Annotated in this window: 18 protein-coding genes; 16 read left to right on the plus strand and 2 right to left on the minus strand. The window is 43.1% G+C overall.

The features are described from left to right. Positions 1–7 precede the first annotated feature (7 nt). The 16 genes from OIM59_RS03520 (at position 8) to OIM59_RS03595 (ending at position 14790) form a co-directional block, all read left to right on the plus strand. Positions 8–790, plus strand: coding sequence for a hypothetical protein (locus OIM59_RS03520; RefSeq protein WP_299173755.1), 783 nt, complete (start codon positions 8–10; stop codon positions 788–790). 287 nt (positions 791–1077) lie between these two features. Further along, on the plus strand, positions 1078–2046 hold the full coding sequence (locus OIM59_RS03525) for an acyltransferase family protein (protein WP_303895098.1): 969 nt from the start codon (positions 1078–1080) through the stop codon (positions 2044–2046). A 315-nt stretch (positions 2047–2361) separates the two neighbouring features. After that, a complete protein-coding gene (locus tag OIM59_RS03530; protein WP_299173752.1) occupies positions 2362–2814 on the plus strand; it encodes an oligosaccharide biosynthesis protein Alg14 in 453 nt (150 codons plus the stop codon). 86 nt (positions 2815–2900) lie between these two features. Beyond that, complete coding sequence (locus tag OIM59_RS03535; RefSeq protein WP_299173749.1) at positions 2901–3368, plus strand: glycosyltransferase; 468 nt, start codon at positions 2901–2903, stop codon at positions 3366–3368. A 165-nt stretch (positions 3369–3533) separates the two neighbouring features. Then, entirely contained in the window at positions 3534–4436 is a 903-nt protein-coding gene (locus OIM59_RS03540; RefSeq protein WP_299173746.1) for a glycosyltransferase family 2 protein, read from the plus strand. Between the two features lie 12 nt (positions 4437–4448). Beyond that, positions 4449–5288, plus strand: coding sequence for a glycosyltransferase family 2 protein (locus tag OIM59_RS03545; protein ID WP_299173743.1), 840 nt, complete (start codon positions 4449–4451; stop codon positions 5286–5288). Then, positions 5285–6433 carry a UDP-galactopyranose mutase gene (gene glf / locus OIM59_RS03550; RefSeq protein WP_299173740.1) on the plus strand — a complete coding sequence of 383 codons (1149 nt, stop codon included), beginning with the start codon at positions 5285–5287 and terminating at the stop codon, positions 6431–6433. The genes OIM59_RS03545 and glf overlap by 4 nt, the downstream gene beginning before the upstream one ends. Before the next feature lie 347 nt (positions 6434–6780). Then, entirely contained in the window at positions 6781–8028 is a 1248-nt protein-coding gene (locus tag OIM59_RS03555) for a nucleotide sugar dehydrogenase (RefSeq protein ID WP_299173738.1), read from the plus strand. A 316-nt stretch (positions 8029–8344) separates the two neighbouring features. Further along, complete coding sequence (locus tag OIM59_RS03560) at positions 8345–8581, plus strand: hypothetical protein (protein ID WP_299173735.1); 237 nt, start codon at positions 8345–8347, stop codon at positions 8579–8581. Between the two features lie 18 nt (positions 8582–8599). Beyond that, on the plus strand, positions 8600–8770 hold the full coding sequence (locus OIM59_RS03565; protein ID WP_303895108.1) for a hypothetical protein: 171 nt from the start codon (positions 8600–8602) through the stop codon (positions 8768–8770). Positions 8771–8811: 41 nt separating this feature from the next. Beyond that, positions 8812–10206 (plus strand): undecaprenyl-phosphate glucose phosphotransferase, encoded by a 1395-nt coding sequence (locus OIM59_RS03570; protein WP_299174391.1) that lies wholly within the window; start codon positions 8812–8814, stop codon positions 10204–10206. 41 nt (positions 10207–10247) lie between these two features. Continuing rightward, a complete protein-coding gene (gene gmd, locus OIM59_RS03575) occupies positions 10248–11339 on the plus strand; it encodes a GDP-mannose 4,6-dehydratase (protein ID WP_299173730.1) in 1092 nt (363 codons plus the stop codon). Continuing rightward, on the plus strand, positions 11336–12280 hold the full coding sequence (locus OIM59_RS03580; protein ID WP_299173727.1) for a GDP-L-fucose synthase: 945 nt from the start codon (positions 11336–11338) through the stop codon (positions 12278–12280). The genes gmd and OIM59_RS03580 overlap by 4 nt, the downstream gene beginning before the upstream one ends. Before the next feature lie 22 nt (positions 12281–12302). Continuing rightward, positions 12303–13691, plus strand: a complete 1389-nt coding sequence (locus OIM59_RS03585; RefSeq protein WP_299173724.1) for a sugar phosphate nucleotidyltransferase — start codon at positions 12303–12305, stop codon at positions 13689–13691. After that, the gene (locus OIM59_RS03590; protein WP_299173722.1) at positions 13624–14445 is read left to right on the plus strand and encodes a carboxypeptidase-like regulatory domain-containing protein; all 822 of its coding nucleotides are present in this window, start codon (positions 13624–13626) and stop codon (positions 14443–14445) included. The genes OIM59_RS03585 and OIM59_RS03590 overlap by 68 nt, the downstream gene beginning before the upstream one ends. 3 nt (positions 14446–14448) lie before the next feature. After that, positions 14449–14790, plus strand: coding sequence for a hypothetical protein (locus OIM59_RS03595; protein ID WP_299173719.1), 342 nt, complete (start codon positions 14449–14451; stop codon positions 14788–14790). A gap of 140 nt (positions 14791–14930) precedes the next feature. Here the strand turns inward: OIM59_RS03595 and OIM59_RS03600 are convergent, their stop codons facing one another. Then, positions 14931–15590: a nucleotidyl transferase AbiEii/AbiGii toxin family protein gene (locus OIM59_RS03600; RefSeq protein WP_299173716.1), complete on the minus strand. Its 660-nt coding sequence runs from the start codon at positions 15588–15590 to the stop codon at positions 14931–14933. Continuing rightward, positions 15587–16102, minus strand: coding sequence for a helix-turn-helix domain-containing protein (locus tag OIM59_RS03605; RefSeq protein ID WP_299173713.1), 516 nt, complete (start codon positions 16100–16102; stop codon positions 15587–15589). The genes OIM59_RS03600 and OIM59_RS03605 overlap by 4 nt, the downstream gene beginning before the upstream one ends. Between the last annotated feature and the right edge of the window lie 546 nt (positions 16103–16648).

The raw sequence follows: 16648 nt of genomic DNA on the forward strand, positions 1-16648 counted from the left end.
TGGCAATATGAAAAGAAGAAATTTCATACACAAGGTGTTCAACAGGTTGTATACCATACTGTCCACTATGATAAGCGAAAGGACCTGGCACTATGATGGCATAAACATCAAATATATATGGGTAAGGTCTACTGATAAAGATTGTTCCAGCAGAAAACCGTTGATTGTATCTTTCCCTGCCTGTTGGGCAAACGGCGCAAAGTATAACTATATGGGAACGCTGAAAAGATTCAACTGTAACAAATTGTTTCTATTGGATGACGCTGGAAACGATCATTGTGGCAACTATCTGATGGGTGACCGTTATGAACGTGCTGTATCGGCACTTATAAATCATGTTATAGATAAAGTTAATCCATCAAAAAAAATCTTTATAGGTTCTTCGAAAGGAGCAAGCTCTGCACTCAACTATTCCTTCCTTATCAAGGGAGTGGATGCCATAATAGGTGCTCCTCAGTATAGAATAGGGCTATACTTGAACAAAAGAAGTGATAAATCCAATCTGCTGTCAATTGTAGAGGGAAAAGAAAATGATTTGCATTTGGCCATAAAGGAAGCTGATAGTAGAATAGAGAGTAAGATATACAATTCGGTTATTCGCCCCACCCATATTTACATTCTATACTCCAAGAACGAACCACACTACGAAGAGCACATCAGAGAGTTGTTGAGGGATCTGCGAGAGAATAACATAGATGTGGAAGAACGCGTGATGGATTATCCCAACCATAACCAGATAGCTGAATTCTTCCCAGCTTATTTAATTGAAAAACTGCGAACAATAATATAACAAGCTGAAATTATATTGTAGAATTATCATAATGTTACAGGATTAGAAAGTCCAAACCGTGACTCCAAAGTTTTTGGAGAAGCTATTAATTTATTACTATCAGATAACGCATTACGAACTAGATATGCTCAAGCTGCGCATGACAGAGTAAATCAGAATTTCTTAATACGTAACATGATTGCCAAGATGGAGAGTGTATATATAGAAGCCAAAGAGATTATTAGATAGATTCAGTGATTCACGTAATACAATAAAAAGAAAAGAAATTTCGAAAAGTCGTTTTTTATATGGAAGTATATAAATATTGGATTGATATAGCCAAAGGGATAGGCATTGTGTTGGTTGTATTAGCTCATACACAATCTTTAGATTCATCAATATCTTCTCTTATCTATTCATTTCATATGCCTTTGTTTTTTATATTAAGTGGATACTTGCTGAAATCATATAACAAAAGCGAAAGTATTAAAAAGATAGCTCTTCATAAAGCTCATAGACTTTTGTTGCCTCTGTTTTGTTACATGTTGCTCATCGTAGTACCTATGGAATACAGTGCTTGTATGAATCATAAAACATCTTTTTTTAATGCTGGATGGCGTTTTATAAATGTATATACATCGCAAAGGGCTACGGCATTTTGGTTTCCATTTGCTTTGTTTGAAAGTATATTGGGCTATTATTTATTACGAAAATTTTTCCATGTCCGCATGGAGGGGGTAATTTATATTTACATATCTCTTATGCTGCTAAGCTTGGGCTATTTCTTGGATGTACTAAATATAGAGCAAAAGTACATTCCATTGGGGCTAAACCGGATTCTGGTGATTATCCCTTTGCTAGTATTTGGCACATGGTACAAACAGAATGAAATGCAGTTGCCTGTAGTTCTGGTTTATTCATTGGCTGGTCTAATAGCACTTCTTAGCTTGTTTTTTCTTCCTAGTAGCCAAGTAGATATGAAAAATGGACATTGGGGGATTCCTTATCTAAGTTTTATGGTTGCTTGTTCTTTTACGCTACTAATAATTGGCTTTTCCAAAATTATAGAAAAGATATTTGTTTTAAGAGAAATCCTTGCTTATCTCGGAAAAGCTTCTTTAACCATCATGTTCCTCCACATTGTGGCTTGGTTCGTAGTCAGGGAATATATTGGGGGCATTACGGGGCTTATACTAACGTTATTACTATGTTGTGTCATACACTTCATAATAAGTCGCATCAGGATTTTACGATATTTGTTGGTTGGTACGCCATAGGGAGGGGGTATTGAATGCAATTCAGAATTTAATAGTATAGGTTCAACCTATATGCCTATTTGTAAAAAAACAGACAAAAAGTACTAACGATTTACTTAGTATATAATAAAAGAGACTGTTTTAATTTCTCTGATAAGTTTGTTTAGTAGATACGAGTCAATGTATGATTGAAAAGCTCAGTATCTGTTTCAGGTTGTCTTTCTTTTATGGTTCCCGTACTAAGAGCGTATGGTTTTGAACGCTTACGTGGGTGCATGATTATTATCCTCAACAATATTTGAACGAAACGGGAAAACATATAAAACTTAACGAAAAATGAATAATATTTTAGCTGTAGCATCCATTGGTGGACATTGGGTGCAATTATTGCGCATCGCTAAACCATTAGAAGAGCATTACGAAGTGGTATATATGTCGACACACCCGAAATGTAAATCGATGATAGGCAATCATCGATTTCATACCATAATGGATTTTAGCCGTTGGGATGCGTGGAAGATGTTGCCAGCTTCATTTAAGATATTGGCATTTTTGTTGAAAGAACGTCCTACAGCAATCATCTCCACTGGGGCGGCACCGGGACTGCTGACTATCGTAATCGGTCGGATGGTCGGTATTAAGACAATTTGGGTGGATTCTGTAGCCAATGTGCAAACCATGAGTGCTTGCGGAAAATTAGCACGTAAGTTTGCAAACTATGTTTATACACAGTGGCCCGGACTTGCAACTTCGCAAGTCCATTATGCCGGAAACATATTCGGTGAATAGAATCTTCCTGTGTTTGATATATTCTGATAAGTGAATACGTCTTATTGCTCTTTGACTTATTGTAACATCTTGTAATATAAAAAGCTATGATATTCTGTACTATCGGAACGCAAGCCCCTTTTGACCGTTTTGTAAAAATTGTAGATGAAGTGGCAACTCACTTGGATGAAGAATTTGTCGCTCAGGTCTATAAAAGCAAATATCAGGCTAAGAACATAAAGACAATAGATTTCTTACCGCCTGATGAATTTAATGAACTGTTCAGCAAAGCTCGGCTGGTAGTTGCTCATGCCGGAATGGGGACAATTATCTCTGCCATGTGTCAACACAAACCTATCATCATCTTTCCACGCATAGCCGCTTTGGGAGAGCATCGTAACGAACACCAGTTAGCAACAGCACAAAAGATGAAAGAATTGGGATATGTGTATGTAGCAAACAATGCGGAAGAACTGAAGGAGTTGCTCACAAACCCAGACTTAAAACCTTTACATGAATTAGGGGATTTTGCAAGCCAGTCGTTGATTGATGAACTATGCAAAGTGATAGGATGACATTTTATTAACAATAAGTGCTCAATCTTATATATTGAATCGTTTTGGATTTTGCCTTGTTATAACCATCCTATCTTCTATAGTAATAATATTGGATGTATCTGTAAGAAATACTGAATACATTGTCTTTAATCAATTTGGAAATTTTAAATTAGTACATCGGTTATGAAATTCGACTTTTCTTTGCTCATCCCACACAAAAACTCACCTGACTTGTTAGAAAGGCTTTTGAGGTCGGTTCCACCACTGAATATTCAGGTAATAGTAGTGGATGACAATAGCGAAACATACAATTATGAAACAGTGGAAAGACTTCAATCGAAATTCGGCTTCGAATTACGGAAGAATGAAGGTGTATATGCAGGCGGCGCCCGGAACACAGCCATGAAATACGCCACTGGCAAGTGGCTTATCTTTGCTGATGCTGACGACTTCTTTACTTCAGAATTTGCAGACAGGATAACGTATTATAAAGATACAAATTTTAACATTGTATTTTTCAATGTGACCAGCATCGTAAGCGAAACAGGTGAAAGAGCACAGCGTGATAGCCACACAAAGTACATAGCAAAGCAGTATAAAAAGACTGGAGATGAAAACTATTTGCGCTATTGCTACACCACTCCCTGGGGAAAAATGTACAAGCATGATATGATAAAAAAACATGGAGTGAGGTTTGAGGAGGTTATTGCAGCTAATGACATGATGTTTGCTGTAAAATGCGGCAATGCAGCCGAGCGAATAGCATACGATGATCACGAAGTATATTGCATTACCGTATCAAGAGGTAGCATTACTACTATACTGAATAAAGAATATTTTGAGTCGAAACTGAACGTCACACTAAGGGTAAACGACTTCCTAAGAGAAATTAACAAAAAGAAGTATAGGGTATCTATTCTGTATTTCTTGGCAAAATCCTATCAATTTGGATTAGGGTATACACTACATGTACTACATGAGTGTTTAATCCATCGAACCAATTTCTTTATTGGCGCAAGAAAGATTTTTTCATATAAAAAAGTACTGAAAAGCAGACAGAACCCGGAATATCTTAAAAGGAAATAACCACATAGACAAATGAAGACAATAGCAGTATTGTTAACGGTACATAACAGGAAAGAGAAGACAATGAAATGTCTGGAAAATCTGTTTAACCAACAGATTCCAAGTGGCTATTCCATTGCGGTATACCTGACAGACGACGGCTGTACGGACGGTACAGTCGAGGCTGTTAAGAAGAGGTTCCCTACAGTGCAGATAGTACAAGGGGATGGCACACTCTACTGGAACAGGGGAATGTGGACAGCCTGGAATGCTGCCGCAAAACACAACCACAACTACTATCTATGGCTGAACGATGACACCTACCTGCTGCCTGGTGCCATAGAGGAACTGATGCAGAGTGCTACACGCTGCCACGAGGAGGCCATTGTAGTGGGTGCATGCCGCAACGAAAAAGCATCGTGTACTACGTATGGAGGAAGAACCGCCTCATCTAAGGTACCCGACCCTACTGGTGAACTGCAAAAGGTACGCACCTTCAATGGCAATATCGTGCTGATCCCAGCATTTGTATACAACAAGGTAGGCAATCTGGACTATACCTTCAGGCATAGTATGGGGGACCTAGACTATGGCTACAGAGCATCGAAGCAAGGGATAGGTATATTTCAATCGGCCAATTATCTAGGTGTATGCGACCGGCATGAGACATACCCTAACTGGTGCAATCCCAAAGTAGATATAAAAAAACGATGGAAAGTGCTTTTCAGCCCCACAGGATATAATCCTAAAGAAAGGTTTTATTTCGAGCATAAACACTATGGATTTATTACTGCAACATTTCATACGGCCTTGATATACCTGAGATGCATTTTCCCGAAATTCTGGATTCTGATAAAACATGATAAGATATGACGAAAGTATACGATTATCTGATAGTAGGCTCGGGACTGTTTGGTTCCACGTTTGCCTTTCGGAGTAAAGCAAAAGGAAAGAAATGTCTTGTTATAGACAAGCGTCCGCACCTGGGTGGTAACGTGTATTGTGAACGCATAGAGGGAATCAACGTCCACAAGTATGGTGCCCATATATTCCATACTTCTAATGAAACTGTGTGGAATTTTGTGAATACTATTGTACCATTCAACCGCTATACCAATTGTCCTGTGGCCAACTACAAAGGAAGACTGTACAACCTGCCTTTCAACATGAACACCTTCTACGAGATGTGGGGGGTGACCTCACCCGCCGAGGCCCAAACAATGATAGATAGCCAGCGAGCTGATGCCATGGCAAAGCTGGGTGGGCGAGAACCTCGAAACCTCGAAGAACAAGCTATGGTATTAGTCGGCAAAGACATATTCGAAATACTCATCAAGGAATATACAGAGAAACAATGGGGACGCAAATGTACTGACTTGCCTGCATTTATCATCAAGCGTCTACCTGTGAGGTTGGTATTTGATAATAACTATTTTAATGACAAACATCAAGGAATACCTATAGGAGGTTATAATAAACTGATTGATGGCCTTCTCAATGGTGTGGAATGTATTACCGAAACGGACTTTTTCACATCCATCTGCAATGATACGGGTAAAACCTGGCGCGAATCGTGGAGGGAGATTGCTGATAAACTGGTATATACGGGCGCTATTGATGAATATTTCGACTTCCGTTTAGGCAGGTTGGATTGGCGCTCTGTAACATTCAAGACTCGGATTGAGAACATTCCAAACTACCAAGGAAACGCAGTGGTAAATTACACTTCACATGAAAAAAATTTCACGCGCGTCATAGAGCATAAGCATTTTGAGATGTTCGGTCAGGAGGTATATACAGTTCCTAAGACGGTTGTGAGTGAGGAGTACTCCACTGAATATAAGGAGGACATGGAACCATACTATCCAGTTAACGACGACCATAACAATGCTTTGGCTGATGATTACCGTAATCTCGCTTTGAATGAACAAGGAGTTTATTTCGGAGGTCGTCTAGGGCAATATAAGTATTATGACATGGCTCCAGTCATAGAACTCGCACTTAGCGCCGTTTTTTAAATGGATTAACGATGTTTAGATGAACTTATGGTCCCTTTAACGATAGTATTCTTGAACGTTTTTGTCTTACCTGTTTTTACGAACGAATAAGCGATAAAGGGAATCGCCTTGCTGACATCAATTCCAGCGTAGGTCATAGTCTAAAAACTTTAACAGAAGTGTCATTATATAGTGAGTCATCATTGTGAATGCGGGGGACTAAAACGCTCATTGAACAATCCGATTTCAAATGCAAGAGTGTAGGAACGAAACATATCAAACGGTTTTTATGACTAATAAAATTTCTTCCTTACTTACACTCTAATGTTAAAACTTTATGCAAAAGTATAACGATTAAATAATATATAATGAAAGATTATAAGATTGCAATAGCAGGGACAGGGTATGTCGGCTTGAGCATCGCTGTTCTGCTTTCACAGCATCACAAGGTGACTGCTGTGGATGTGATACCCGAAAAGGTGGAACTCATTAATCAGCGCAAGTCCCCTATCCAGGATGATTACATCGAGAGATACTTGGCCGAAAAAGAGTTGAACCTCACCGCCACACTCGATGGTGTGAAGGCATACGCTGACGCAGACTTCGTGGTGATAGCCGCACCCACCAACTACGACCCAGTGAAGAACTACTTCGACACGAGCCACGTGGAAGAAGTTGTTGAGCTGGTTAAGAGCGTTAATCCAAACGCTATCATGGTCATCAAGAGCACCATCCCCGTTGGCTATACCGAGAGCATTCGCAAAAAAATGCGAACAGAAAATGTCATCTTTTCTCCTGAGTTCTTGCGTGAGAGCAAGGCACTCTACGATAACCTCTATCCCAGCCGAATCATCGTTGGCCGCCCCGAGGGTGATGAGCGGCTCGACAGTGCAGCTCATCAGTTCGCCGCTTTGTTGCAAGAGGGCGCTATAAAAGAGAACATCGACACTCTTTTCATGGGATTGACTGAGGCGGAGGCGGTGAAGCTATTCGCCAATACCTACTTAGCTCTGCGCGTGAGCTACTTCAACGAACTTGACACCTATGCCGAGATGAAGGGACTCGATACGAGGGCCATAATCAATGGCGTATGCCTTGACCCTCGCATAGGTACACACTACAACAATCCGTCGTTTGGCTATGGTGGTTACTGTCTGCCAAAGGATACCAAGCAACTATTAGCCAACTATGCTGATGTGCCAGAGAACCTGATCCAAGCCATCGTAGAGAGCAACCGCACACGCAAAGATTTCATCGCTGACCGTGTACTGCGCAAGGCTGGCTATTATGACTATTACAATCGTGGTGATTTCCATCCTTCAGCCGAGCGTCATTGTGTAGTGGGAGTCTACCGTCTCACGATGAAGTCGAACAGTGATAATTTCCGCCAATCGAGCATCCAAGGCGTGATGAAGCGTATCAAGGCTAAGGGTGCCGAGGTCATAATATATGAGCCTACTCTTGAGGATGGCAGCACATTCTTTGGTAGTCTCATCGTAAATGACCTTGAGGCTTTTAAGTCACAAAGCCAAGCCATCATTGCCAATCGTTACGATGAAAGCCTTGACGATGTGCAGGAAAAGGTCTATACACGTGATCTTTTTAGGAGAGATTAGATTGAACTTACAAATGCTAAAGTCTTCATTCACAAGGGAAATACATTCTTGTCATATTGCTCACTATGTCATGTGCCTTGCCCCCTGCGGCACAGACTGGCAAGGATGGTACAGTGGAGATATTTTGTGGGACAAAGTTGAACTATCGCAATATATTCCACGACAAGGTGTATGAGCTCTTAATCAATCTGATACGAGGTGTGAAATGGCATATTATAGGTCTTGACTGGATGGTCGTAGTTCAGACATACACAGTTTCAACCATTTCCTCATAACATCATTCTCCTGGATAGAGCTGGTCTATACTTGTACATTGATGAATCATTACCGCAATCTGGATGATGAACTTAGGCCATTGAAAGAGGGGAAATGGTATCCAACCATAGCCATCGGCTTGAATGATCCAATACGCCACATCAATGACCATACTGATGATTACAAATATTTCATGAATTTTTATATCGTTGCCAGCAAGCATTTCCTTATCCGCGGAAATGAACTAGGAGTTCATCTGGCCTACCGTTATTATCCCTCGAAGTATAACAGGAAGTAGCAAGGAATAGTGGGTGGCGTGACTTACCGTTCCCCGTTCGCCCGCAACCTTTGGGGCATCGTGGAATATATGGGGAACAACATCAACATCGGCGTGAACTGCAACCTGTGGGAACTGCTGTTTCTGCAGGCCAGTCTGCAAAACGGAAAATACTTCTCAGGCGGCATCATGCTGCAAGTACTGTTGTAATTCCATTTTTAACACTATAAAGGTTCTGTTTTATGGATAAGATCGATTATCAGGAGCGGTATGACGCCCTGGTCAAGACAATCGTCATGGCCGGTGACCTGATGCTCTGTAACCTGCTATTCTATTGGGTCTGCAACTATGGAAAACCCATAGGACAATCGTCGGTGCTGCAGTCCCATTTGCTGGTGTCTGCCGTCTATTTCACCTGCACCATCAAAGGCGGCATTATCTTGCATAAGAGGAAAGTCCGGAAGTTTCAAATCGTGGGCATCGTCTTACGCAATATGTTTTATTTTTCCATTGTGGCGACCCTTCTGCTGAAATGCGGCCGTTTTTTCATGCCTGCTCCCATCTATTACCTGGCTTTCCTTTTTGCCATGCTTATGGGAATATCCGGTTTTCGTCTGGAAGTGCGGTATCTCATTAAACTTTACTGGAAAAGAATACGCCACCGTAACGGCGTAATTTTCGTGGGGAGTACGGAAAACAACGTGACACTTTATCATGAGCTGGCTGATGACCCGTCCATCGGTTATTGGGTCTGCGGCTATTTCGATGCCGTTCCCAATAGCAACTTTCCCCGGGAATGTCCTTACCTCGGCACACCGCAAGATGTGATTCTTTACCTGGAAACACATAAAGAAGCCGTACGCAACCTTTATTGCTGCCTGCCGTCCAGCCGGAAGGATGAGATTCTTCCCCTTATCAAGTATTGCGAGAACCACATCGTACGGTTTTACAGCGTACCCAACGTGCGGAACTACCTGTACCACCAGGTACATTTCAGCATGATGGGAAGCGTGCCTTGCCTGAGCCTGCACGAGGAGCCGCTGAGCTGGATAGAGAACCGTATGTTGAAGAGGACTTTCGACATCGTTTTTTCAATGACTTTCCTATGTACGCTGTTTATCCCGATATTACTCATTGTGACTGTCGTCACCAAGATAACCATGCCCGGACCGGTGTTTTTCCGGCAAAAGCGGAACGGCATCAACGGAAAAGAGTTCTACTGCCTGAAGTTCCGAAGCATGAAGGTAAATGCGGACGCTGACCTGATACAAGCCACACGCGATGATCCGCGAAAAACGAAATGGGGAAACTTTATGCGCAAGACGAATATAGACGAACTGCCGCAATTCATCAATGTCCTGCTGGGCGACATGAGCATCGTGGGTCCCCGACCTCACATGGTAAAGCATACGGAAGAATATTCCAAACTCATCGACAAGTACATGGTGCGCCATTTCATCAAGCCCGGCATTACGGGCTGGAGCCAGGTGAACGGATTCCGTGGAGAAACCAAGGAACTGGAACAAATGGAAGGGCGTGTCAAGGGTGACATCTGGTACATCGAACACTGGAGCTTCGGATTGGATTTGTATATCATCTTCAAGACGATAGCCAACGCCATTCACGGAGAAAAGAACGCATATTAACGTAACAACTAAATAAAGAACAAACAATATAATTTGAGGTTATGCTTAAAACTGCATTGATTACAGGTATTACAGGCCAGGACGGTTCGTTCCTCGCCGAGTTTCTTTTAGGTAAAGGATATGACGTACACGGCACTATCCGCCGTTCGTCCGTAGATTACAGGGAACGCATCGCCCATTTGGAAGGACACCCCCACTTTCATCTGCACTATGCAGACCTGGGTGACTCGATGAGCATTTTGCAGGTCGTCAAAAAAGTAAAGCCTGACGAAGTGTATAATTTGGCAGCACAAAGCCATGTACAGGTATCTTTCGACTCGCCGGAGTTTACGGCGGATGTGGATGCCACAGGTGTGTTACGCATTCTGGAAGCCGTCCGTCAATGCGACCTGACGGAGACCTGCCGGATTTACCAAGCATCGACGTCGGAACTTTACGGCAAAGTGGAGGAAGTGCCCCAGGATGAGCACACGCCGTTCCATCCCTACAGCCCGTACGCAGTGGCCAAGCTGTACGGTTATTGGATTGTCAAAGAGTACCGTGAAGCGTATCACATGTTTTGCTGTTCGGGCATCCTGTTCAACCACGAAAGCGAACGCCGCGGCGAAACATTCGTTACCCGGAAAATTACCCTGGCGGCTGCGCGTATCGCACAAGGCAAACAGGAAAAACTTTTTTTGGGCAATCTTTCCTCATTAAGAGACTGGGGATACGCCAAGGACTACGTGGAGTGTATGTGGCTAATTCTTCAGCATGACAAGCCGGAGGATTTTGTAATTGCCACCGGAGAACAACACTCGGTACGTGAATTTTGCAAGCTCGCTTTCCACTATGTGGGCATAGAACTCCGCTTTGAAGGTGAAGGCGAAAATGAAAAGGGCATCGACGAGAAAACCGGCAAGGTGCTGGTGGAAGTGTCGCCCGACTTCTACCGCCCGACGGACGTGGTGAACTTATGGGGCAATCCAGCAAAAGCCCGGAAAGAATTAGGCTGGAATCCGCAGAAGACCAGCTTTGAACAACTGGTCAAACTGATGGTGGACGCGGATATGGCCAAGGTAGCCGTGGAGCGTGCCGGAGAACGGGTACGGACCAATCTGGCAGAATATTTGGAGAAAGGAATCGTGAAATGATGGAGAAAAATGCTAAAATTTATGTGGCAGGACACCGGGGCATGGTGGGTTCTGCCATCTTACGAGAACTGGAACGTCAGGGGTATGACAATATCCTGACACGTACACACCGGGAACTGGACTTGACGAGACAGGAAGCCGTAGAACGCTTCTTTGCCGAAGAAAAGCCGGAGTATGTATTCCTCGCTGCCGCTAAAGTAGGAGGCATTGTAGCTAACCAGTCAGCATTGGCGGATTTCATGTATGAGAACATGGTATTGGAAATGAACGTCATCCATTCAGCTTGGCAGAACGGATGTAAAAAGCTGGAATTTCTCGGCTCGTCGTGCATCTATCCACGCATGGCACCGCAACCGATGAAAGAAAGCTGTCTGCTGACCGGGGAACTGGAAAAGACCAACGAGGCATACGCCCTTGCCAAAATTTCCGGTCTGAAATACTGCGAGTTCCTGAACCGACAATACGGAACTGACTACATCAGTGTGATGCCTACTAACCTCTATGGTCCGAATGACAATTATCATCCAGAACACAGTCACGTGTTACCTGCGCTTATCCGCCGTTTCCATGAGGCAAAGGAGCAGGGATTGCCCTACGTCACCTGCTGGGGTGACGGCAGCCCGTTGCGCGAGTTCCTGTATGTGGATGACCTTGCCAACCTTTGCGTGTTCCTGATGAATAACTACAGCGGTAACGAGACTGTAAATGCCGGCACAGGCAAGGAACTGACCATTAAACAGCTTACGGAATTGGTCGCCAAGATTATCGGTTACGAAGGTGAAATACGCTGGGACACGACCCGCCCGAACGGCACGCCGCGCAAATTGCTGGACGTATCGAAAGCTACGGCGTTGGGATGGACGTATAAAACAGAACTAGAAGACGGAATCCGCTTAGCATACGAAGATTTTTTGAATAACTCGATGCGGGCAGAACGATAATCAAATCAAAAGAAATTGAAATATGCAGCTAATCTTATTATCAGGCGGTTCAGGGAAACGACTTTGGCCGCTTTCCAATGAATCGTATTCCAAACAGTTTTTACGGATTCTTCCGGCTCCAGACGGCACAAGGGAATCCATGATACAACGTGTCGTAAGGCAGCTCCGTGAAACAGGGCTGGACGCAAACGTCACCATCGCGACGGGCGAGAGCCAACGGGATCCGATTTGCAGCCAGTTGAGCAATGCCGTCCACATCGTCACCGAACCCGAAAGGCGTGACACCTTCCCTGCCATCGCTTTGTCCTGCCTGTATTTAGAGAAGGAACATCTGTGTGGAAGGGATGAAATCATCGTGGTCATGCCAAGCGATCCTTTTACGGACAACGGCTATTTCCAGACCATAGGGCAAATGGCAGAGGCGGTCAGGCAAGGTAAGGGAGACCTGGTGCTGATGGGCATCCGTCCGTTATATCCCTCCACCAAATACGGTTATATCGTTCCTGAGGATGCGGACAATGCTTCGGTCAAGCCCGTACTTCGGTTTACAGAAAAGCCGGATGAAGAGAAAGCCCGTGAACTGATGGATGCCGGAGCTTTATGGAACGGTGGCGTGTTCGCATTCCGGTTGGGATATATGCTGGACATCATCCAAGGATATATCCAGGCTGGAAGTTTTGCCGAAGCCCGTTCCCGTTATGCGGAACTGCCCAAAATCAGTTTTGACTATGAAGTGGCAGAAAAAGCCCGTTCTGTTTCCGTTGTCCCGTTTGATGGACTGTGGAAAGACCTGGGCACCTGGGATGCCTTGTCGGAAGTTCTGGGAGGGCGAGTAGTCGGAAAAGGCTTATTGGATGAGACATCCCAGAATACCCATATTGTCAATCAACTGGATATTCCCTGCATCTGCGTAGGGGCGGAAAACCTGATAATCGCGGCAAGTCCTGACGGCATACTGGTGGCGGACAAGGACAGTTGTGAACGTTTGAAGTCTTATGTGGAAAAGCTGGATGGCAGGCCTATGTATGAAGAACGCCGTTGGGGAACTTATAAAGTGGTTGACCGCTTCGCTTCGCCCGACGGCAATCAAGCCCTGACGAAACATCTGTATATCAAGTCCGGCAAAAGCATCAGCTACCAAAAGCATCTGCACCGCGATGAAGTTTGGACTTTTGTGGAAGGGACCGGAACACTCGTCATTGACGGTGAGGTGAAACAGGCAAAAGCCGGGAATGTGGTCTATATACAAAAAGAGCAGAAACATTTTGTGGAAGCCCTTACCGACTTGCATATCATAGAAGTCCAATTGGGCGACCGGGTGGATGAAAATGATATAGAAAGATATGACAAGCGAGAGTTTGAATCTCCGACCGGTCAGGAAACAGATTCACAGAAGAATACAAGACCTTGATTACGGCAATGTAACACCGCCTACCGTAGAGGTATCCCATAGCATCAGCAACCGTGTTACAGGTATGGACGGAAACGGCTTGTCCGCAACAGTAAGCATGAACGGTACCACCACTCAAATCGGCACGGACGGAACATTCGTGTTCGAGGATGTGGCTGCCGGAAGTTATACCCTGACAGCGGAAGCTGCGGGCAAGCAGTCTAAAGAGACAACAGTGACCGTAGCCGCAAGCGGCCAAGGCAGCAATGTGGTATGGAACGTCGCATTGCCTAATGCCGGAACGACCGTTACCATCAGCGCAAACGGTGACACAGAAGAAAGTGTCACTTCGGGAACGATTGAAGGTAATGAAGACGGAGCCATAACGGTGGATGTCACCGTACTGGAAGCTGCCAACCATCCTGAAGGAAGCTCTATCGTAATTACTCCGATTTACAATATGGATGAAGCTGAAGAACATACTCGAGCCACTACACGTGCCTCTGAAAGCGTCATGCTCATCGGAACCAATGTGCAATGTACTGATGCTAGTGCAACTTTGTCAGAACCTTTGGCACTTACTTATGACGTGGATCCTGAAGTAGCAGAGAACATCAGGGCACAGAAATATGTAAACGGACAGTGGGTTGATGCGGAATTTACGGTAGATGGAGGTAAAGTGACTGTATTTGCGGATCAATTTACTTCTTATACCTTACTTTTCAGCGCCGAAGTGACTTCTTCAAGCAGTTCCGTAGCACTGGCCTTTGAATAGGACTTGTGGGACAACTTGTATGGTTCTGGAGAATTGACAGTGGGGTCAGCTGCGTTCACTTATCATATAGGAACGGAAATAACCTCATCCGGTACAGGTAAGGTAGCAGCCTACTTGATAGAGATATTGGCCCGCATAGCCGGTGCTTCTGTCTCTACAGCAACCGGAAGTTATCCGATAAACGTAACATTGCCTATCGGTACCGCTTTGCATGTGACCGGTGAGCAGCAAGTAACGACCTTGACTGTTTCCGCATTGAACCGTTCTGTATCTGGACGCCAATATGGAGATGTAGCTGTGGTAACGTCTTCCTATAATCGTGAACATACAGGAGGTAGTAATTAAACGAATATAGAAAGTTTAAATGTAAGCCTCTGGTTAAGTACGTATTTCAAAATAGAGAAAATTAGTCCCGACTCAGTACGATTCATTCAGATTCGTCTCTGAGTCGGGACTAATAGCATCAAAATTACATTTATTTTGAACTATTGGAAGTATTCCTCTGCATCCATTTTCAGATCCATACTGATAAGTTCCCATGCGTATCCTCTAAAGCAATCTATCCCTTCCGGACATTCTTTGATGTTGGATATTTTTTTGAATCCGGCTTCAACCTCTTTTTCTGTAAAACTCCATTCATCACGTGTGGTGGCCCACTCAATCATTTCTTTCAGACTGAATGTGTTGGAAAGTTTATAGATGTCCCAAAAGTCCTTTTGCCTGGGTTCGTCTTGAGTAATCGCTTTTATTTTCATTGCGGCGATTTCTCTTATGTCTGCAAGTCTGATTCCATCTATGCTTTTGATGGGAAAAATAAAGTTTTCCGTATAGAAGAAGTCTACTTTTATGCAAGCAGTTGGGGATTCTCCAATGCGGACGGAGTATCCCAAGGCTGGTTGGTCCAAGGTGTCTAGATTTTCCGTATAAGGAAAATTCTCTTTCAAGAAAACTTTCATTGCTGCTGTATTCATGCTTCCATAATCCATGTCTGTAAACAAATCTATGTCTATGGAGCGTCTGTGCCCTAGTTGGAGACTAAGACATGTTCCGCCCACTAAACTAAAATCTTTGAAAATATCTGATTCTGATATTTTCTTCAGACAGTTAACTAAAAGTGGGGATACAGTTTCATAATGCAGTTTCATTGCACAAATTCTTTAAAGTTCCTTTCCCTCGTTTCCTTTTTCCATTCACTGTTTATGGTGGGTAATATCGCTTTTAATGTATCCTTTCCATAAAATCTGATGGCTTCCTCAATTTCCTGCTGGTTGCCATATTCAAATATGCGTTGAATGACCCATTCTTTGTTTTTTATCCAGTTGATTTTTTCTATTCTTGTATCCCAGAATAAAGCTGTGCTGAATTTTGATAAGTCCGGATGCTGGGACCGTTCTTTTTCTGTAATATAGGCATAGACTTGATAATTGGCTTGTATGATGTAAAAATAGCCTTCAATGCCTATTCCTAATGCTTTTTCTATGTTTAGAGACTGCTCGATAGTGAAATCTCGCTTTCCTTTAATTAATTCATTGATTCTTTGTGGATATATACCAGTCTCGGTGGATAGTTTCTTTTGAGTGATTTTTGCTTTCCTCAAAATATGCTCCAGCACTTTTCCTGCCGGTGTCATTTTGGCTGTGATATATTCTTCATACATACTGGTTTCCTTTATGTTCTGATACAAAAATACATCAATTAAGAATAATAACCAAATTTGGTGATTGAATTTGTGGATGCTTTCCTTATTTATCAGTTATAGCATAGTAATGTTCAAAGGTGATAGTATTCGCAATATTCCGTTTTTGAAGGTTTTAGTGTGCAATGGGTTGACGGGAATGAGGATGAAAAGAAAGTGATTCGCAGTGTAAAACCCAGATTGAATGTGGCGGAATTTCAGTTTGATAAAAATCATAAATTAGAGAAAGTACCTGCCTTACTGGCAAATGGGGTGACTCTATATCCATCGTACTGTTTTGTTATGATAACTTAGCTAAAAAAGAATATAATCTGTATATTTTCCCTTTTTTATCATTGTTCAATACCATTTATCAATATATTTGTGGGCATCTTCCTGTGTGACAAACAATGATGCGAGTTGCAAGTTTAATATATACAGGTTGAAACAGCTATGTCTTTTGACAAATGGCTGTTGTAAAATGAGACTTTAACATCTAATCCACTTAGTTGCATGATATAACAATGC

Source organism: Bacteroides mediterraneensis, from assembly GCF_025993685.1.
Taxonomy (GTDB): domain Bacteria; phylum Bacteroidota; class Bacteroidia; order Bacteroidales; family Bacteroidaceae; genus Phocaeicola; species Phocaeicola mediterraneensis_A.